This is a genomic window from Streptomyces sp. enrichment culture (assembly GCF_964273145.1).
Taxonomy (GTDB): Bacteria; Actinomycetota; Actinomycetes; order Streptomycetales; family Streptomycetaceae; genus Streptomyces.
The window spans coordinates 6,488,146-6,509,913 of record NZ_OZ186873.1 but is presented as its reverse complement, the minus strand read 5'-3'; the positions used below and the strand labels follow the sequence as shown (position 1 = coordinate 6,509,913).

Below are 21,768 nucleotides of genomic sequence, written 5' to 3'. Positions count from 1 at the left end.
ACGAGCGGCCGAAAGGGACCACGGGGCATCTCGCTTCTTCGCCACCGCAGGGGGACACGCCGTGCTCCGGTTCTCAGGGCGCGGGGTTACGGGGCTGCCCTCGCCCGGCACCGACCAGCCCTGCGTCAGGCCGGCACGAGCGTCCCGGTGCGTGTCCGCTCCACCCGCCCCCTCCCCCGCCGGTCCGCTCCGGGGGCGCGGGGCAGGAGACGTACCGGTCACGCGCGTCCGCCCCCCGACGGCTCATCGCGCGGCCGGCACCGGACCGCGCGGACCGCCGGAACGATGGCATCGCCTGCTCGCCGGCCGACGGGGCGTCGCCGGCGCGGTTGGTGACCTGCCCGGTGAGCGTGCTCTCCGGCGTTCCAGCCAATTCCCGGCTCAGGACACCAGGTCCTCCCCGGCGGCCCCGGCGCCCCCGCCGATCCTGTCTCTGCTCGCCCCGAAGCGGCCCTCACCGCCTTCGGCGTCGTCGACCATGCTGATCCAGTGCTCCGGCGCGAGCGTGCGGCCCCGGCGACGTCCTCGGGGGCGTGGGCATCGCTGCCGCTCCGCTCTGTTACTCGCCTCGTTCACCGGTCGCCCCACTCCTCCGCCCGTTCGCCGTCCGTGCCGGGGGGCGGCAGTCCGAGACCTTCCCGGAGCCGTGCGGCGAGGCTCGCCGCCGCCCGGGGGTCCGTCGCCTCCGCTACCAGCAGGGCGGCGAGCCGGCACACCGCGTCGCGGAAGGCCTCCGCGGCGTACCGCCAGTCCGCGAGCGCGGAGGCCGGTTCGCCCGGCAGGAGCAGCCCGATGGCCGTGTCCCACGCCCGGGCGGCGTTCGGGTCCGGGGTCGCGTTCTCGAAGTCGGTGAAGGCCGAGCGCCAGATCCGGCGCGACGCCGCGGCCGCGACGGCGTCGAGGGCTTCCGGCCACGGGCCGGGGCGGGCCAGCAGCAGCCGCACCTGGTCGAGCGGTGCCAGTCCGCTGCCCCGCACGCCTCCGCCGAGCTGCGCCTCGACGTCCATTCCGGGAGTGATCCCGATGCCCGCATCCCTCAGTTCGTCCAGGGTGACGATCTCGGCGCCGGTGAACCCCGGCGGGTCGCCGGGCAGGTCCTGCGCGCTCACCCGGCCGGCGAACCACCGGCGCCGGACCTCCTCGGACGGCGGCGCGGCGGGGGCGGTGGGTCCCGCGGCGTCGGAGGGACTCAGCCGGCCGGTGCGTGCGGCGTGCAGCAGGTGGGCCAGGGAGCCGGCGGTCAGCGACCGGTCCCAGCCCTGCCGGGCGGCGTACCGACCGACGACGTGCCGGAGCTCATCCCAGGTGAGCAGACCGGGGTCGGCGTTGCCGGCCGCCTGAAAGCGCAGCTCTTCGAGGGCGCCGAAGCCCTCGATCAGCCCGTGGAACTCCGCCTCGCGGTCGGGGTCGGAGTCGATGTGCACGCCGTGGGTCTGCCGCAGGGCCCGCACCCAGTGCAGGGCGCGGTCGGCTCGGCCCGGCAGCCCCTCGCGCAGTCCGCCCAGGTCGGCGAGCGCGTCGAGGGCGTCGGTCCCGGGCTCGGGGAGGAACTCCCCGATGTGGCCCACGGGGTTGTCCGGGTCGTCGTACACGAGCAGGCGCGGCGGCAGGCCGCCCTCGGCCTCGCTCGGCGAGATCTGCCGGTCCACGGTGAAGACGGTGCGGCGGATCTCGTTGGCGACGTACTGGGCGGAGGAGGGGTGGGTGAGCAGGTCCTGGTCGGCGCGCGTCATGGACAGCTCGCAGAGCAGCAGCCACACCGGCTTCTCCGGAGACAGCGCCCGCAGGCTCCCGCGCCGCGCCAGCATCCGGCCCAGCTGCCGTGGATGGAGAGCCTGGTTGGCGCCGGTGCTGCGGCGGGGCACGGTGGTGCGTCCGCTGTCGCCGTGGCCGACGACGACGTAGGAGTCGGCCAGGACCCGCGGCAGGGGCAGCAGGCCGCCCTGCCGCCCGGCGTACACACCGGGCAGCCCTTCCTCGACATTGGTGTAGTGCTGGATGCCGGACACCACCCGCAGGGCCTCCTCCCGCATCGCCATGTCGTGCGCGTCGAGGAAGGCCCGTCCGGTCAGGGTCCGCCCGTCGACCGTGACCAGCGGGTACGAGTGGATGTCGGCATCGGGGAAGACGGTGCCGTTCGCGGCCCTGACGGTGGCCGCCGGGTCGTCCGGGACCAGTCCCGGGTCGGCGGGGACCCAGGTCCCCGCCGGTTCGCTCCCGGCGGCCGGCGTGGCCAGGACCGGCACCCGGCGGCCGTCCGGGGCCCTTTCGAGCCGCAGGTCGCCGTAGGTGAACCAGGTGCGGGCGCCGGTGCGGTCGGCGACCACCCGTGCGAGGGCCTCGTTGCGGCCGTCCTCCTCCCCGACCAGGACCACCACGGGCACGTCCGGCCGCCGCCCCGGGTCGTGCAGCACCAGTTCGGCGAACTCCTCGTCCGACACCGGCTTTCCGTCCGCCAGCACCATGCCCTCGGCGTTCCGTTCGGCCAGCACCGCGTGAGCGGCGGGGCCCCAGGGCGCGGGGCGAACGCCCCCGGGATCGGCGACTACGTCCAGGTACAGGTGGATGTCGGGACGTCCGGTCCAGTTCCTGCCGTGCGGCACGCCGTCGGCCCCGCTGAGCACGGACTGCTGCGCATAGCCCTGCCGGGTCAGCCCGTAGGCGGCGACGGCGTCCAGGCTGCCGCCGCGGCCGCGGCGGTGGGCACTGCTCACGAGGGTCAGGGCGTCGTAGTGCAGGGCCGCGTCCACCGGCGCGTCCGGCGCCAGGTGCAACAGCGTCCGGGTGATGCCGTCCAGATCCAGCGGGCCGCGGCCGAAGCGCGGGTGCCGGGCGCGTGCCGCTTCGACCACGCGCAGGGAGTTGAACAGCCCGGTGCGCAACTCCTGCGGGAGCGGCCGGGAGCCGAAGGTGGTGTCGACGAGTGCCCACAGTTCCTGAAGACGCCGCTGGACCGCGCTGTCGGTGGGCGGCGGTGCGGCGGCGGGCCGCGCCGCCGGCTCCGGAGTGGGGGACGGCAACGGCGCGGGGGTGTGCGGCTGCGGCGCGTGCGCGCCGGTGGTGCCGTCCCACAGGGCGCGCACGGCCACGTAGGAGCCACTGCCGTCGCCCGGGTCGCCCTCGGCGGCGTCCCACAGCGCGCGGGCGCGGGCCAGCGCCTCGTTCTCCACGTCGGTGGCCTCGACGGGGTTGACGTCCGCGGGACGCGCCCCGCGGGGACGGGCGGGTTCGACGCTGCGCGGGTGGCGGGCCCGGGGCCGGGGGCCCTCGCCGTACAGCCGTCGCAGCAGGGGGTACAGGGCGGGCTGGCGGGTGCGCACCCACTCCGGGCCGGCGTTGTTGCGGGGCAGCCCGGTGTAGGGGTCGTTGCCGCCGTTGGCCATGAGGTAGACGTTGGTGAGCTGGGCGAAGAACTCGAGTTCGTCGCGGCTGCTGTAGTTGGGGGCGCTGCGGCGGCCGTCGGCGTCGTAACCATGGAGGGGGCCGTCGGGCCAGTTGCCCGCCTCGCCGGCCCGTGCGGTGGCGCGGAAGGCGTCGGTGATGCGCTGCCGGTCGACGGCGTCCAGACCGTGCAGGTGGATGGTGTGGGCGAATTCGTGCAGGGTGGTCGAGTAGCCGTCGGGATAGGCGGACGTGCCGGTGCCGACGGTGGTGCGTTCGCCGAGCAGGTTCTCCTCGGTGACGGCCGCGGTACGCGTGCCGACACCGCGGACGCCGTCCCAGGGGCGGCCGTCGCCGGTGACGGCGCCCCGCAGGAAGCGGAAGGCGTCCAGGGAGGTCATGGCCTCGCCCCTGGGCACCACCACGACCCGCGAACCGCTCTTGAGCAGCCGTGCCGCGACGTCGGGGTCCCGCAGCAAGCGCGCGATCTGGGCACGGGCCCGGTCGCCGGCGGAGACGGGCTGTTCGACCCCGTCGGGCACCTGCGTCATGAGGCGCGCCGCGACCGAGGCGAACTCGGCCGGGTCGCGTCCGGCGCGCAGGGCGTCCACGAGCGCGGGGTCGGCGGCCAGCCGCTCGCGGTCCGCGGGCGGCAGCGACGCCAGCGCCGTGTCACGGTCGGCGGCGGACAGGCCGGGCAGCCGGGCGGCGAGCGCCCGGACCGGGTCCGCGGTCACCTCAGGACGGGCCCGCAGCCCGTCGGCCAGCGCGGTCAGCCCGGCGCGCAGCGCGGGCAGGTCGGCGTCGGTGACGCCGAGGACGCGCCACGTCCGTTCGTGGCGGGCGAGGGCGTCGGGGTCCAGGGCGGCGGAGTCGAGCAGTTCGCTGAGCCGTACGGCGAGGGAGGGGGCCGCGCCGGCGGGCCGCGCGGAGCGGTAGGCGTCCTCGCGCGCGAGGGCCGGCGTGACCGTACGGGGGCCGTCGGCGGGGGTGCGGTGCAGCGCCCACAGCAGGTCGAGGAGGTCGCGGCCGCGCAGCTCCGGGTCGGTTCCGGTGGCCAGGGCGAGGGCGGCGTCGGCCAGGGAGTCCGCGGGCCGCGGCACGGTGAAGCCGTCGACCGTGACCGTGCCGGAGGCCGGCCGGTCCACCGTCGTGACCGTGATGTCGACGCCGTCCACCGACAGGTCGAGGACACGGCCGCCGTTCGTGCCGGGCCGGACCCGCACCGTTGCTCCGGGCATCTCCCGTTCCAGTGCCCCGCGTATCCCGGCGACGGTGGGCGGGGTGGCCGCGGGCAGCCGGAACTCCACGGCGCCCAGCGGCCGGGACTGGCCGAACTGCACCCGGCCGCGGGCGGCTCCGGCCAGCACCACGGGGTGGCCGAGGCCGTGCAGCACGGCGCCGACCCGGCGCGCGACGTCCAGCTTGGCGCTGTCGTCGCCGGACGGCGTGTCCGGCCGGGGCGGGGAGTTTGCGACACCTCGGCCGGCCGGGGCGGCGGGGGCCGACGGCGGAGGCGGGGGTGCGGGCTCCGGCGGGGGCTGAGGCGGGGGGACGGCCGCGGCGGTCTTCACCTGGTCGGTCCGGACGGCGACACCCAGCCGGTCGCTGAACAGGGCCGCCACGTTGGTCAGCCAGTCGGCGGCCTCCGCGGCGTCCAGGTCCGGCCGGACCGCCTCGCTCATGTAGCGGCCCGACTTGTCGTTCACCACCCAGGAACGCAGTTCCCGGCTCCAGCGGAACTCGCCGGACACCCGGCTGCGGCCCGGCAGCGTCCGGCCGGCCGTCCCACCGCCGTCGTCGGCGAAACCGGCGGCGATGCCGGTGTGGCCCAGCCCGTCCAGCGTCCTGCGCAGCGCCTCCGCCGTCAGGTCGGGGTCCTTCTCCCGCATTCCCGCCAGCAGCGCGTCGAACTGCTCCGGCGTGATGATCCCGCTCAGGTCCTCCGTGCCGAGGATCACCCGCCCGTCATCGGTGACCGTGTACAGCCATACCGCGTCCCGGTTGCCGGTGACCAGCAGGCCGGGATCGACCTCGTCCAACGGCACCCACAGGGGGTTGAGCCGTACGTCGCCGTCCCGGTCGAGTTCCTCGTCCTTGATCCGCTTCGGGAGGACCGGGGCACCGAACCGGTCGCGGGCTCCGGCGTCACTGCCGTCGTAGTGGTCGACGCCGTTGTAGTAGACCTCCGTCTGCCGCGTGGCGTTGTCGGGCCCGACGCCGGCGACCCGTCGGGGGCCCGACGGGAGCGACCGCACCACGTCGACCCTCAGGTCGAACGCGTGCGCGAGGAGGGGCAGGAAGGCCTCCCCCTCCGGCGTCCCCCAGCGCCGCTCCCAGTTGACGACGGCGTCCAGGAGCGCGGGCAGTTCCGTGTCGTCCAGCGGCGCGGTGCTCTGCGCGTAGGCGGTACGCAGGAGACGGCCCAGTGCGGTGTCGTCGAGGTCGCGGGGCGCCGGCAGCAGGCCGTGCCGCTCGAGGTACTCGAACATGCGGCGCGGGCCCAGGTCCTCGGCCTCCGCCTCCATGCCGGCCCGGACGTCCTGCGGGGAGAGGGCCGGGTCGGCGGGCTGCGCCGCCGTGCGGGCGTCGACGTACCGCCTGCGCAGTTCGGCGGGGTCGAGGGCCTCGGTGACGGGGATCCGCCGGACACCGTGGTGGTCGAGGAGGGCGAGCATCCCGGCCCGGTCCATCCCCTGGAGGCGGGCGGCGAACGCGTCGGCGGCCGTCTGCCGGAACTGGCCGACGACCTGCGGGTGCAGCCGCCCCCCGCTGCGGCCCACGTAGTCCGCCACGTAGGACCGCATGGCGTGGAGCGCGGCCTGCGAAGGGCCGGTCGGGGCCTTGCCGGTCACGGCGCGGACCGCGGTCCGGTGACGCAGTTCGGCACGTACCGCGTCGGGGTCCCCGAGCCAGTCGTACGCGGCGCGGTCGGTGGCGGCGAGGCCGCCCAGGCGACTGCGGACGTGCACGGGGTCGCCGGCCATGAAGGAGTACAGAAGGCACTCCCCCGTGCCGGGCACCGGCACCCGGCGCCCCCTCGCCCGGCCGCTGTCGCTCTCCGGCGCGGCACCCGTCCCGCCGTCCCCTTGAGGCGGCTCCGGCTCCGGCTTCGGGGCAGGCGGCTTGGACTCCAGGTCCGGCTCCGGGACCGGGGGCTTGGACTTCGGGTCCGGCTCCGGGGCAGGCGGCTTCGGCTCCGGGGCGGGGCCGGTCGGCAGGGCCGGCCGGTAGTGGCGGTCGTCGAGGCTGAGCACCACATGGGCGCCGGAGTGCGCGGGGGTCTCGACGAGTCCCCGGAGGTCGCCCGCCGGATCCCCGGGAGCGAAGTCCTGGAAGCCGCCGTCGCCTCCGACCACCGTGACGCGCACGCCAAAGGTGCGGGCCGCGAGCAGCGGGAGCAGGTCCGCCGCACCGTGGTTCCAACCGGTCTCCGACGGGGCGTCACCCCGTCGGAGGAGTTGGATGATCGCCAGCTCGGCCCGTACCCCGGGGGTCAGATCGGCGATGTGCGGGATCAGACCGCCGAGGCCGTCGAACTCACGGCGTGCGGGGGTGTCCGTTCCGAGGTCCAGGCCCGCCGCGGCGATCTCCTCCGCGCTGAAGGCGTCGTCGTGGTCGGGGGCGACGGCGGCCAGCAGGTCCTCGTCGGCGTGGTCGGTGAGCCAGGAGGCCATCCTCCGGCGCATCTCGGACATCGCCCGCGGGCCGGCGGGGTCGATGCCCTGCGCGGCCAGCAGCCCCGGGGCGACGTGTTCGAGTCCCTGGGCGAGCGCGCGGAAGAAGGCGTCACCGTCCCTGGGCACGTCCTGGAGCGTGTACGTCTCGTTCGCGGGGGACGTGAGGACGGTGTCCGGTCCCTCGGCCTTCCTGGTGTAGCGGGGCGGGGCCGGGGGCTTGGCCGCGGGTGCCCCGGGCGGGGCCTGGTAGGTCACCGCGGGCGGCTCGGCGAGACCGTCCAGCTCCTCGCGGCCCTCCGCGGTGGCCGCGAGCCGGTGCCAGCGGGTGAGCTGGTCAGCCCCGGACCGTACCCGGTGGTACTCCGCCGCGGCCTTCTCCGCCGCGTCCCTGAGCGCGTCCAGTTCGGCGCGCCGGGTCTCGAAGGCGTCGCGTGCCGCGTCCCGGCGGGCGGTGGCGTCGTCGAGGTCCCGGCCGGGCGCCCTCGCGGACAGCAGGGCCGCGTCGAGCCGCGCGTCGGCCGCCGCCTTCTCGGTGCGCGCGGTCTCCAGCCGCAGATCGGCCGCCCTCCGCAGCTTCCCGGCGGCCTCTTCCGCGTCGGCCAGGCGGGCCAGAGCGGCGTCCTCCTCCTCCCGCAGGACCTCCGCCCAGCCGTCGTGCTCGGGTGCGGCTCCGTACGCGTTGCCGGCGAACGCGTCGACTTCGGCCCGCGCGGCGGCCACGGACCTGTCCGCGAGGTCGTGGTCGCGGCGCGCGTCGCTCCCGGCCTGCCGCAGGGCGGTGTCCGCGGCGTCGGCGCCGGCCCGGGCCAGGTCGACCGTGCGTGCGGCCGCACGGGCGACCCCAGCTGCCCTGTCGAGGGCGGCCTGCGCGGCGTCGAGGTCCGCGCGCAGCGCGCCGGAGGCGCGCCGCTTCTTCCAGTAGGCCTTGTCGGCGTCGATCCACGCCTTGCTCGCGCTCTCGACCGCGTCCCACGCCTTCGAGACGCGTTCGGGGAAGTTCGTGTCGGTGATGATCCGCAGTTCGCGGGCGACGTCCTCCCGGACCCAGGTGACGACGTACGCCTGGGACCTCATCGCCTGCGGACCCGATCTGGCCTTGGCGAAGGTCCCGCCCCGGACCCGGTTCGCGAACCTCGAGTCCACGATGGCGCGGTGCACGTCGCCGACGCCGACCCAGGTGGCCGGGACGGCGAACAGGAAGGACCGGCCCGTCCTGGGCTTGAGGTTGCGCGAGGTCAGGTGGTCGTCCCCGACCGGCATGCCGTCGCCGTCGAGGTCGTTGGGACCGGGACCGAAGGCTCCGATCTGGTTGAGGCCCGCGTTGTGGGGGGAGTCGTACAGGAAGGCGCCGCCGAGGCTCGAGGACTGGCTGTGCTCGACCGATGACGACGTGCCGGTGTTGTCCCCGTACCGTCTGAGCACCTCCAGCTTCTTGCCGTCGGCGACCGTCAGCAGCAGCGCGCGGCTGAAGTCGGGCGCCGAGCGCAGTGTCAGCTGTCCGGTGTCACTGCCCACGAAGGACTTCTCGGTCAGCCCCGCGACCTGGTAGCCGTCCGGTTCGGTGGTACGCGGGAAGAACGCCGTGACCGCCATGGAGCTGGTGCCGTCCTCCAGCGCCTGCGCCGAGCCGGTGCCCAGCCGGGTCAGTCCGGTCTCCCTGGTCCTGCGCAGGAGTTCGGTGAGGGTGCCGTGGTCGGGGCCCTCCTCGGCCTCCAGGGCCTGGAGTGGGAAGCCGACGTCGTACGCCTTCGCGAGGAGGAGCTCGCCGGCCATGCGGATGTTCTCGATGCCGATGATCCCGCGCGGGTGCATGCCGTTCTCGGGAAAGGTGAACGTCCCTGTGGCGCCGTCACCGTTCCGGGCCGTCAGTTCCTCTCCCGCCTCGGACACGGGCACGGGGCGGGGCGGAGCGGCCAGGGCGGGGTCGGCCGCCGGATCGGGCGCGGGCAGCAGCCGGCCGGCTCCAAAGGTGCCGGTCCCCTCCGCCGTCCGCGGCACCGGCTCCATCAGGCTGAGCGGCACGTGCTCGCGCAACTCGCCGACGTCGGCCTCCTCGGTGATGCGCAGCCGGCCCCGGAAGCGGTCGAGGGCCGTGGGCTTCGCCTCCGCCGGTTCCGTGCCGGCCGGCGCGCCGGTGTTCGGGGTGTCGTCGGCCTCCAGGGTGATCCGCATCCGGTACGGGGTGACGACCTCCGCGTGCGGTTCGGTGGACGCCGCCCGGTAGATCGTGACGGTGGTGGCCGTGTGGCCCGACGCGACCGTCTTCCGGTTCGATCCGCCCTCGGTGTACGCGGGTCCGGCGGCCGGGACCTGCGCGTTGCCGGTGTACACCAGCTGGCTGGTCAGGAGGCCCACGTCCGCCCCGGAGGAGGACTCCGAGTTCTCCTGGACGATTTCGACGGCCCGCCGGTTCTCCTCCAGCTCCGCGCTGTGGTCGAGTCCGTCGAACACGGGTGTCCCGGGGATCAGCTCGACGCGCGCCCGCACCCGCCGGCTGCCGATCCGGATGCTGTCCCAGCCCCAGCCTCCGGCCTTGACCAACGTCGACGGAGCGGTGGTCGTCATCTGTCCCTTCAGCGCCCGCGTGGCGCGGCCCGTCACCAGCTGCCGGATCCGCTCCCGGCTCTCGTCGTCGAGCCCCAGTCGCCCGATCCGCCTGTCGAACGCGAGCAGTGCGTCGGTGGGGTCCAGCGGGTTCACCGCGTACGTGCCGAAGGCGGCGCCGCGCATCCAGGGCTGCGGCGTCCAGCCCTGACCTGTGTAGCGAGGGACGTCGCCCAGCCCGTCGTCGATCAGCCCCATCCGGTGGGCGCTCTTCTCCGGCAGATGCCCCAGCAGACCGCCCGGGCTGGTCAGTGCCGTTCCCGCCGCTCCGGCGAGGGAGTTCGGCACGAGGGCGCCGGCCGCCGCGGCCGTTCCGATCCGGCCCGTGCCCAGCCGGCTGGAGAACAGCGCGAACCAGTGCTGCACGTCACCGGCCACCAGCACCTGGTGGGTGAAGCCCTTGCGGTTCATGTCCGCGACGACCGCGCGCACGACGCTGCGACTGCGCGCGTGGGACGTCGATACGGGGTTGGCGACGAGTCCGTACGCGCCCATGAGGCCGTGTCCCGGGTTCCGGGCGACGGAGTAGACGAACTGGCCGCCGAAGACGAGGCTTCTGCTGTGGCTGGCCTTGCCGGCCGCCTGCCGGGTACCGCCGAGCGTCATCTCGGTGTCCATGGACATCGGCGGGGTGAGGACCCGCAGGTTCCCGACCGTCGTCGCGTACCGGAAGGTTCCCCACAGCTCGCCGTACGGCCCCTTGCCCAGCAGGCCGCTGCCCACCTGACCCAGCGGCCCCGAACTCTGGTCGAAGCCCGACGCCAGGAACTGGGGGGTGAAGGAGCGGACGATCGCGTCCCGGGTGACGGCGCCCTCCTTCGTCAGGTGCCAGGCGTCACCCGACGCCGCCTCCAGGACCCGGTCCACCTCCGCGAGCAGGACGGGTGGCAGCACCACGTTCACGATGACGAAGGGGTGCTGCCGGAACGCCTTGAACTGCTCCGTCCCGCGGTCGGCGAGCCGTCCGGCGGGCTGGCTCGCGTCGGGGCCCGCGGGCAGCACGAGGTCGCCCTTCGCCAGGGCGAGGGCCCGCCCTGTGGCCATGTGCGTGGGGGCGGGCTCGTCGGACAGATAGGGGTTGAGCGCTCCGTCCGCGTGCGGGTCCGCGTCGGGGGTGTGCTGCACGGGGACGCCGATGAGCACCTTTCCGGTCCTCGGGCCGCCGCCCCGCAGGTGACCCAGCGGGGTCCGGCCGAAGAGCACGTTGACCGGCTCGTCCAGGACCAGCAGCCCCGGCAGCCCGAGGCCGAGGCCGCGGATCAGGCCGCGGGGCCGCCAGTAGCCGCTCATGGTCGCGGTGAGGGAGAGGTCGTAGCGGTACAGGTGGGTGGGCTGGTTGCTCACCGACATCGGCTCGTTGATGACGGTCGAACCGAAGCCGGTCTCCGTTTCCCACTGCCATCCGTGGCGTACGCCCAGGGTCAGCCCGAGGGTGTTGCGGGGCAGGCCCGCGAGGTCGTCGACGTTGTTGTCACGGCCCGAGAACGTGCCCTCGAAGCCCAGGTCCAGGCCTCGTTTCGCACTTGCCTGGCCGTCGAGCCGGTCGACGCCCTGGGCACTGAAGCGCATGCCCTCGCTGTCGTCCCTGCCCTCGTACCGCCGCCCGGTCAGGGTTCCGCGCACCCGGACGGTGTAGTGGGTCTGTCCGGCGGTGTCGGGGTCCGTGAGTCTGATCGACAGGCCGACCGTGGTCAGCCCTTCCAGGTTCGCGGTCACGTTCTGCTGGGACAGCACACCCAGGACCTGCAGGGTGTTCTGGAGCGCGATCCGGTACTTGACGGGATCGGCCCACCGGGGCGGCGCGGGCAGGCTCTGGACCGCCTGGAGCACCTGTCCGGGCTCGCGCTTGAGCAGATCGCCCAGACGGGCGCGCCAGCCCTTCGGCAGGTCCGGCGGAAGCAGCTGGTCGAGGGGCACCACCAGCCCCTGGCGCAGATTCGCGAGGGAGTCCACCAGGCCGTCTGCGAACGCGTCCAGCAGGGTGCGGCCGACGCCGTCCGCCGCGTCCGGGACGACCCGGGTGCGCAGACCGTCGTCGAAGGTGAACTCCTTCACCCGGTGCATGCCCAGGGTACGCGGGCGGTCCACGGTCAGGTAGGCCGGGACGAACGGCGGGGCGGCGCCGTTGCGCAGGGCGAGTGTGGTCCCGTCGTCCCATCCGGCCAGCCGCCGCGCCTCGGAGCTGGTCATCCGGTCCAGGCTCCAGGTGAGGAAGCGCGTCGGCGGTGCGTTGTCGCCGGCCCGCCGCACCCGCACCGACTTCACGACCAGGTAGAGGGCGGTCCTGGGGCCTTTGACCTGTCCGGCCGACTTGAGGGTGGCGGCCCCGCCGAGCCCGACCGACCAGGTCTTCGCGTACGAGTACTGGGCGGTCGTCCCGAACTGGAGCCGCAGGTCGAAGGGGGCCGTGCCGGGATCGTGGAAGTTGAAGGCGGGTCCGGCGGAGGCTTGCAGCAGCAGGCTTCTGCCATCGGCCCGGCTCCGCTCGCTGCGGACCGTCGAGGTGTTGATGTCCCGCATCTCGGCCTGGTCGGTCTCGCCGACGAGCACCGCCGTCTGCGGAATCAGTTCCTCCACCACGAAGGCGCCCAGTGGTGACTTCTTCTTGTCGTCGGCGAACAGTGGCGGGGTGGTGATGCGGCCGCGCGCCATCGTGCCGCCGTGCCGCTGGAAGCTGTCGCCGGAGAAGAAGCTGTCCAGCTCGGTGTAGGCCGAGCTGCCGGGCAGGGCTCCGATCCGGGCGGCCGCCCAGTCGCGGATCGCGGCGACCGGGCCGAACCCCTCGATGCGGACGAAGCGGTACTGGGAGTTGCGGTCCAGGGTGATCGACCGGGGGATGCGGCCCGGCTTGGGAATTCTGGTCACGCTGTCGGGCAGGCGTACGCGCAGGCCGTTGCGGATGCCGAAGGTGAACCGGGCGGGCGGGACCGGTTCGGTCCTGGTGTCGGTCTTGGTCCTGGTGTCGGTCCTTGGCTTGTCCGTACGGGTGTCGGTGCCCGTGAGGTCCCGCCCGGCGGCGTCCGTGATGCGCACCTCGTAGTGGATGTCGTCCAGGTACGCCCGTGACTTGTCCAGTGTCCGGGTCTCCATCTGGTTCATCCGCTGGTCGGTCAGGGTGTAGCCGACCTTGTTGATGAAGCCGAACCGCACGGCGAGCCGGCCGAAGCCGCTGAACGCCGCGCTGCCCACCGGGCCGATCGGCCCGCCGAGGTTGTACTGGGAGTTGGCCTGCATGTTCTTGGTCAGCCCGAAGGTCGCGGCCGCCCGGTGCATGCTGTCGATCTTCGTCGAGTCACCGATGCCGTCGTCGAACGGGACCCAGTTGCCGCGGTGGCGCGCTCTGACCCACGCGACGCGGGCCTTTCCCGCGGCGTTGACGTACGGGAACGGGCGTCCCCTGCCGTCCGCCAGTGTCTTCGGCTTGTCCCGGAGCGTCTGCCTGATGTCGGCCAACAGCCGTGCGCCGTCCGCGGGCCGGGCCTCCGGCCGGCTCCCCAGCTCGCGGCCGATGGCGTCCAGGGCCTGTTCGCAGCCCCGCAGGACGACCGTGCTCTGGCCGAAGGTGCTCGGGTTGGCGAGGAGTTGTTCGAGCTCCGCAGGGGACAGGTCGGACGGCAGCAGCGACCGGAGGTCGTCGACGTACGCGGGCATCCGCCTGCCGTCCTCGAACCGGGCCGGGGTGCGGCGTACCGGCGGGGGCTCCATGGCGGGGTCGAGGCGCGGGGCGTTCGGAGACGGCGGATCCGGCTCCGGGGGCGGAGGCGGGCCGGGAGGTGTGCCGGTTTCGCCCCCGGTCGTGGCCGTGGTGGGTGACAGGCGGGTGTCCGCCGGGGACGCGGAGTCCTGCCGGACGGCCGACCAGTCGTCGGCCTGCTGGCGCCGGCCGTCCGCCATGGGGAGCAGGGAAAGGACGTGCGGCTTCGACGGGTCGCTCCGGGCGAGCAGACCCACGGGTCCCGGTGAGGTCCACACCCCGCGACCGGTCCCGGCGCCGACGAGGGCCCGCCGGTCGGTGACCCGCGGGACCGTCGGGGCCGGGGTGGTGGAGGCGAGGACGATGTCGGCCGTGCGCGGGAAGTCGTTCAGCGCCGGGTCCACCGCGAGCAGTTCGGCGATCTCCTCGTAGGGGACCGCAGCACGGAACCCGCCGGGCAGCTCCATGGTGAGGTGGTCCGGTCCGGCCTCGCCCCGCACCAGGAACGGGGCGGGCCCGGTGGTGCCGGTGGTCCACGGCATCCTCGCCGGGCGCAGCGGGCGGTGACCACCGTCCGGTGTCGCCGCCATGACGAGGGCGGCGTCGACGTCCACCGTCGCACCCGGTGGACCCGGCACCCAGCTCCGGCCGGCCGGGGCGCCCGAGTCGTCGAGCAGCAGGGTGTCCTGGGCGAGGGCGCCCAGGGTCTCCAGGTGGAACGCGCCCAGCGCGACCGGGTCGTCCACGTCGACGCCGACGGCCGCCGCGCGCGCCACCAGGTCCAGGAGGTCGGGCAGCCGGGACGGGTCGGGCCGGCCCAGGTGCAGCACCCTGCCGGTGAGGGCGACCGGGTCGGGGGTCCGGCTCTCCCACTCCAGGGTCCTCACGGTCGCCCAGAAGAACCGGGCCCGCTCGGACGCCCCGATCACCGTTTGGTCCGGGTCCAGCCCCAGGAACTGGGCGGCCTCGTCGTTCACTTCCTCGTCCGTGAGACCGTCCAGCCCTTCGGCCACGGTGGTCACGTGCGGCAGGGTCACGAAGTCGGTGAGCACTGCGCCGGGGTCCCGGCGCACGGCGTCGGCGGCCCTGGCCAGCAGGTCCCGGTAGGCGTCGGGCCCCAACTCGCCGTCCGGGTCGCCGTGCTCCGTCGCCCGGATCTCGCGGGCCGCGCGCTCGAACAGGTCCAGGCTGAACGGAGTGGCGTCGCGCAGCACCGGGTCGGCGGCGCGCAGGGACTCCAGTGCACCGATGCCCGCGAGGAGTTCGCCGTAGCGGCTGTCGTCCTCGACCGCCGCCCCGAACGTCTGCCGCAGCGCGCGCACCAGCCGCATCGTCCGCTCACGGACCTCCTCCGAGGCCGGTCCCACCGGGCCGGGGTGCAGGCCCGCCGCGCGGGCGCGGTCGTCGAGCGCGGCGTCGCCGGGTTCCGGCCGGTGCTCCACCCACCGGCCGCGCCGGCCCCGCGAATCCGTGAGGATGTAGTGGGAGACCCGGCCGTCCTCCCCGAATGTGAAGCCGACCTCCTGGGTGGGTCCGTAGACGGTCCGGCCGGTCTCGTTGGCCGCGTGCTGGCTCTGGCCGACGTCGGCCAGCGGGTCGGGGACGAAGGTGTCCGTGACCAGTTTGCGCGTGCGGGTGATGCTCGGCGGTGTCGCGGCGAAGCACTCCTGCATCACGATGGCGTGGTCCTTGGGGAGCCGCGCCACGCTCGGACGGCGCCTGAGCATGCCGCCCGTCGCCCGTTCCCGTTTCCGGTGGCGGGGACCCGACCGGGTCGGCAGCGCCGTCTCGCCGGGATGTCCGTGCGCGGCGAAGACGTACACCGGCTTGCCGGCGAACGGGACGGGTTCGTCGTCCTCGGTCCAGGTCCCGTCCTGCCGGTTGACGTGGTAGAGCCCGGTCGCCGTCGCCGCGTGCCGCAACCCCCGCAGCAATTGCACGCGCTCACCGTCCTGGAACACGGCCCTGCCGATCGGCCCCCGGTCGGTGACGATGGTGTGGGACTGCAGGTCCTGTTCCCAGAAGGGGGCGCGGGCGGACTCCGCGGGGTCGGACAGCAGGCCGGGGGAGCTGCGGATCCAGTCGGTGCGGTCGCTGCCCCGGCCGCTCCGCAGGGGCACGACGTACGGGTGGGAGGCGTTGCCGTCCGGACCTTCGGCGACGTCCACGACCCCGTTGGCCGCCCAGACGTCCCTGCCGATCCGGTCCGCCGCCCGTCGCGGCAGTTCCAGACCTCCTCCGCCGGCGTCGGAGACGAGCAGCAGCACCGGCACGTCCGCCGGGAGTCCGCTCAACTCCGCGTCGAGGGCGAGCAGTTCGGCGAACACCTCGAGGGGCACCTCACGCGGGGCGCCGTCGTGGCCGCGTACGACGACCTGGTCACGGTCGCCGTCCGCCCGCACGACGTAGGGGTCCGGGCCGCCGGGCCGGTGCCAGGGCGCGGGTCCCACCTCGTCGCGTGACAGGCTTCCGTCGGCCCGGGGCCCGGTTCTTCCCGTACGGGTGAGGTCCAGGTCGTCGAGCCCGTCCTCGCCCCGGGTCCAGTCGCGGCCGCGGGGGCGTCCGTCGAGGCCGGTGGTCATGGCGTGGGTGGACGACAGTACGCCCTGGCGCCGGAGGTGGAGCGCGGCGAGGGCGGCCGGACTGCCCGCCGCCTGTGCCTCCTGTGCCGTGGCCAGCCCCAGCAGTCGGCTGCGCTGCACGTTGCTCACCGGGTCGGCGGGGTCCAGGAGCAGCACCCGGCGGGCCACGGCGTCCAGGTCGAGCGGGCCGGAGCCCAGCAGGGGGTCGGTCCGGCGGAGCCGGTCGAGGCGCGCGAGACCTTCGCGGATGTCCGGGTACAGGGGGCTCGACGTGACGTCGGGACCGTAGACGTCCGCCAGCAGTTCCCGGTGCCGGACTTCCTCCGGGGTCGGCTCCTCCGCCCGGTTCCCGTCCCCGTCGTCGTCCGTGGGGTCGGACAACGGAGCGTCGAAGCCGTACGGCACGCCGTCCGGACTCGGCAACGGCGTGTCGAGGCCCCCGGCCGGCCCGGGGCCGAGGGGGCCGGCGGGAGCGGCGGGCGGTTCGGAAGGGGTCCCGTTCCCGTGGCGGTCCGCGAAGGTGACGTCGTCCCCTCCGGTGTCGCCGGCGCCGGGCGCGGTGGGGTCGCCGGGCCGGACGGCCGCCCAGTCGGCCGCCGCGGGACGCCCCGGCGCGCTGGGCAGCAGGGAGGGGACGTACGGCCGTGACGGTCCGGTCGGGGCCAGGCTCACACTGCCCTGCGAGGCCCATACGGCACGGCCGGTCGCGGCACTGACGACGGCCCGCGGATCGGTGTCCGGGGGGCCGCCGACGGCCGGTCCGGTGGATGCCGCCGGGGCCGCCTTCGGGACGGCCAGGACGACGTCCGTGGTGTCCTGCGGGCGGGTGTTGAGCACCGGGTCGCGGGCCAGCAGCTCGGCGACCTCGTCGTAGGGGACCCGGGCGCGGAAGCCGCCGGGCAGGGTCATGAGGAGGTGGTCCCGGCCGCCGCCCGCCCACACCAGGTAGGCCGGCGCTCTGCCGGGGGCGCTCCACGGCGGGCTTTCCTGGCCCACGGCCCGGTAGCCGCCGCCCTGTTGCGGGGCGGCGACGACGACACGGTCGGTGAGTGTGGTCGTGGCCGCGTCCGGCGGGGTCGGGGACCAGCGCCGCCCGGTCGGGACGCCGTCGAGGCCGAGCAACCGGGTCTGGGGCCCGAGGGCGCCCAGGGTCTCCAGGTGGAACGCGCCCAGCTCGGTCGGGTTGTCCACGTCGACGCCGACGGCCGCCGCTCGGGCGACCAGGCCGAGCAGTTCGGGCCGCCGGGCCGGGTCGGGCCGGTCCAGGTGCAGGACCCTGCCGGTGAGGGCGTCCGGGTCGGGCACCCGGCTCTCCCACTCCAGGGCCTTCACCGTCGCCCAGAACAGCCGGGCCCGCTCGGGCTCCCCGACGGCCGCCGGGCCGTCGTCCAGGTGCAGGACACGGGCGGCCTCGGTGTCCAGTTCCTGGTCCGTCAGGCCGCCCAGCCGCTGCGCGGCGGCGGTGACGTGGGGCAGGGTGACGAAGTCGGAGAGCACGGCGCCCGGCTGTCTGCGTACGGCGCCGGCGGCCCGGTCGAGCAGGTCCCGGTAGACGTCGGTGCCCGGACCGCGCTGCCCGCCCGCGTGGGCCGCGCGTTCGAACAGGTCCATGGAGAACGGGCCGAGATCGCGCAGCACCGGGTCGGCCACCCGCATGGACTCCAGCGCGCCGATCCCGGCGAGGAGATCGCCGTACCGGCTGTCGTCCTCGATCGCCGCGCCGAAGGTCAGCCGCAGCGCGCGGACCAGCCGCAGGGTCCGTTCGCGGGTGGCTTCCGTGACCGGCCGCGCGGGGTCGGTGTGCAGGCCCGCCGCGCGGGCGCGGTCGTCGAGCAGCTCGCCGGCGGGTTCCGGACGGTGCTCCACCCACTTCCCGCGCCGTCCCCGCGAGTCCGTGTAGAGGCGGTGGACGAACTTCCCGTCCGGCAGCGTCGCGAAGCTGACCATGTGGGTGCCGCCGTACGCCGTGCGCCCGGTCTCGTTGGCGACGTGCTGGCTCTCGCTGACGACCGCCAGCGGGTCGGGGACGAAGGTGTCGTCGATGCCGCCGCGGGTACGGACCACGCCCGGCGGCTCGGCGCTCGAGCACGCCTCCATCAGCACGGCGTGGTCCTCGGGGAGCCGGGCCAGGCTCGGACGCCGCTTGAGCATCCCGCCGGTCTCCCGCTGATGGGTGTGGTGCCTCGGGTCCGTCGTGGTCGGTACCCGGGTCGCGCCCGGCCGGGCGTGGGCGCTGAAGACGTACACCGGCTTGCCGGCGAACGGAACCGGCTCGTCGTCCTTGACCGACTCCTTGGTGACCGGGTTGTAGTGCCACAGCTCCGACGACTGTGTCGCGAGCTTCAGCACCGCGATCCGGCGCGGGGCCTCGGACTCCTCGAACACGCCTCTGCCGATGGTCACGCCCCCGTCGCCGACGACGCTGTGCGACAGCACCTCGCGCTCCCACTCCGGCGCGTTCTCGCGCTCCGCCGGGTCGAGCACCTGGCCGGGGGTGCTGCGGATCCAGTCGGCGCGCGGCAGCCCCTCCCCGAACAGCAGGGAGACGACGTACGGCTGCGACGGGTCCCGCTGCGGGGACACCTTCACGGTGCCGTTGGCCGACCAGACCTCCCTGCCGACCCGGTCCGCCGCCCGGCGCGGGAGGTCCAGGCCGCGGGCGCCGGCGTCGGGGACGAGCAGCACCACGGGGGTGCCCGGAGGCAGCCCGGCGAGCCGGGGGTCGCGGGCCAGCAGTTCGGCGAACACGTCGATCGGTACCTGGCGCGGGGCGCCGTCGTAGCCTCGTACGACGATCCGCCGGTGGTCGCCCTCCGCCATGACGACGTACGGCTTCGGCTCACCGGGCCGGTGCCAGGGCGCGGACTGCACGTCGCCGCGGCCCAGGGTGCCGTCGGGTTGCCGGGCCACCTTCCCCACCTCGGTGAGGTCGAGGCCGGGGATCGCGGCGTTCGTCCAGTTGCGGCCCCACACGCCGCCGTCGGCGGTCAGCGCCTGGGTGGGGGACAGCGCGCCGCGCAGCTCCAGGTGGAAGGCGGCCAGGGCGGCCAGGCTGCCCGCCGACTCCACCGCCGGGTCCATCGCCACCCGGAGCAGCTCGCTGCGCTGCGCGTCGGTCACCGGGTGGGCGGTGTCCAGGAGCAGTACCTGGCGGGTCACGGCGTCCAGGTCGAGCGGGCCGCCGCGGAGCGCGGGAACGGTCTGCCGGAGCTGGTCGAGGTGCGTCAGGGCGTCGCGGAGGGCGGGGTGGAGGGGGCTCGTCGTGATCGCGGGACCGAACACGTCCGCCAGCAGCCGGTCGTACAGCGCCTCGGTGGCGGGATCCGGCTCGAAGTCCGGCTCGGACGCGTCCCGGTCGTTCTCCCAGTCCATGATCATGTCGACCGAGTCCGGGGAACCGGGCCCGGATGACTCCCCGGCCGGGATCTCGGCCGGCGCCCGGGAGCTGAGCGGTGTCTCGTCGACGGTGACGGGCTGGGTGGCCGGCGCCTCGCGGGAGACGACCGGGGTGGGCTCCGCCGTGGGGCCGGTGGTGGCCGGCAGTTCCTGGGACTCGGTGCGCACGGGCCGGTGGGGCTCCGGGACGTCGGACGTGGTCCGGATCTCGGCCCTCGGCACCGCGGAGGACGGGCGGGACTGCCCGGACTCCTCGGGCGCGGGGGTACGGATGTCGTCCGGGTCGGCCGTGTCCGGGTCCGGCGTCCCGACGGTGGCCGCCGGGTCGCCGGACGGTGTGGTCTGGGGCCGCGACTGCGGGGTGGCGTTCGGCGAGGCGTGACCGCCCGGGGACGTGGTGCTCGGCGGGGCGGGCGCGAGGGGCGCCTGCGGGTTCTGCTGCTGTTGCTGTCGCTCGTCGGAGGTGAACCGGGTCGTGTCGCCGTCCGTCGACCGCTGTCGTTCGGTCCCGTCCGGTACGGAGTCGTCGCCACCCGTCTGGGTCGAGGGCAGTACGGGAACGGTGGAGCCGACGGTGGCCGGCTGGTCCACCGGCGGGGTGTGGCCCGTGTCGGTGTTCCAGTCGCTCCCCGGGGTCCTGGTCACCGACGGGTTCAGGGTGGAGAAGACGGTGTCGGTGTCGGTGTCGTCCACCAGGGGGTCCCGGTAGGCGTCACCGTACGCGTTCGGCGGAGGGGTGTGGTACGACGGCTTGCCCGCGCCCGTCGTCCCCGGGAGTCCGTAGGCGTTGACGTCGTCGCCGGCGCCGTGAACCGTGCCGTGGTCCGGGAAGGAGGAGACGGACGAGGCGCCGTCGAGGACCGATGCGGCATCACTGGGGCCGCTGAGGACCGGCGAGGCGTCATCGATGGCGTCGGCGCGGGGGACCGATTCTTCGTCGTCCGACCGGTACGGCCACACGGAGGAGGTCGGGACGTTGTAGACGTCGCTGTACGTGTCGTCGTAGAGGTCCTGGTACGTGCTTCCGCCGTCGTACGCGGCGTCGTAGCGGTTCTCGTACCCGTACCGGTCGCCGCTCGCGCTCGTGCCGCCGTTCCCGCTGCCGCCGCCCGGCAGGTCGTTGACGCCGTCGGAGCCGAAGTTGGTGTTCTGGAAGTAATTCTTGTAAACGAACTTCCCGCCGAACTCCGCCCCGGTCGACGCCGCTTCGAAGACCAGGCCGCTGAGGCCGGCGCTCAGGAACGTGCCGGGGTTGAGGGTGAACGTGCCCAGGAAGATCAGGCCGGTGAAGGCCTCGGCGAAGGTCTCCGCCTGTCCCTCGTTGAGAAAACTGAACGGGAGCTCGGAGGCCTCCTTCCAGAAGTTGTTGTTCTTGAAGTACTTGTTGATGAATTTTCCGCCGACCTCTCCGAAGATGCCTCCGAAGAGTCCCGCGAACGCGCCGGCGACCGCCGACTGGCCGATGTCCGTCCAGTCGAACTTGATGCGCCGGCGCTCCGGGTCGTCCGGCGCGGTCATGGAGATCAGCTGCGAGGCGAACGCGACGAACGCCTCCTGGATCGCCTCCAGCAGCACCGAGAGCGGCGTGGGGATGGCGCGCCCCAGCCGCTGGAGGATCAGCAGGATGGCGAGCGCGGTGCGCGCCTTCTGGATGGCGATCTCGGTGAGCGACGTACCGCCGGTGAAGACCGCCAGCGCGGCGATCAGGGCCAGCTCGATGTTCATCAGGATGAACTCGATGAGGATCTGGTACTTCGCCTCGGACAGCTTGATGGAACGGTTCACCTGCTGGGCGCCCAGGTCCCGGAGCTCGTCGGAGAACTTCTGCAGGTGGTTCTGGCCGTTGTCGTCGACGAAGAGCTTCATCGCGGCGACGAACTCTTTGGCGATCTGCGGGGGGAGCGAGTTCCCGGCGGTGGAGATCGCGCCCTTCATCGCGTCGGAGAGGTCCCGGACGTCGTCGGCCAGCCGCTTGTAGGGGTTACGGCTGTCGAAGCCCCGGTCCTCGTTGCCGGTGGCGACGTTCGCCCCCACCCAGACCTCGATGAACTCCCGCAGACCGGGCGGGAACATGATGGCCATTCAGCGCCTGTTCCCGCTCTCCGAGCCGTACGCCTCGATGTCCTCCACCGCTTGGACCTGTGGCCGCCGCACGTGGTCGGCCTCCGCGGCGACCGCGTCGACCAGCGCCGAGAAACCGCTGGTGATGGACAGGACCGTGTCCCTCACCTGCTGTTGTTCGCGCCGGACCTGCTCGCCGACCGCGTTGGCGAACTCGTCGTCGCCGCCCTCCTCGCCCCACCAGCCCGCGTATTTCGCGCAGCCGGTCTCGAACCGGGGCAGCATCTCGTCGCCGTAGCGCACGGCGTCGGCGAGGTGCCGGGAACCCTGCAGGATCGCCTGGATGTCGGCGGAGTAGTTGCCGGCCATG

2 protein-coding genes are annotated in these 21,768 nt (G+C 74.3%); both read right to left on the bottom strand.

Annotated features, from left to right (window positions below):
• Positions 1 to 572: 572 nt before the first annotated feature.
• Positions 573 to 21,419 (bottom strand): lonely Cys domain-containing protein, encoded by a 20,847-nt coding sequence (locus ACSU6Z_RS28675; RefSeq protein ID WP_437050022.1) that lies wholly within the window; start codon positions 21,417 to 21,419, stop codon positions 573 to 575.
• On the bottom strand, positions 21,420 to 21,767 hold the full coding sequence (locus ACSU6Z_RS28670) for a hypothetical protein (protein ID WP_437050020.1): 348 nt from the start codon (positions 21,765 to 21,767) through the stop codon (positions 21,420 to 21,422).
• Position 21,768: the final 1 nt, after the last annotated feature.

Bases quoted from the DNA above. Each gene is read 5' to 3' on its own strand.
- ACSU6Z_RS28670 (WP_437050020.1), bottom strand. From the start codon at position 21,767: ATGGCCGGCAACTACTCCGCCGACATCCAGGCGATCCTGCAGGGTTCC.
- ACSU6Z_RS28675 (WP_437050022.1), bottom strand. From the start codon at position 21,419: ATGGCCATCATGTTCCCGCCCGGTCTGCGGGAGTTCATCGAGGTCTGG.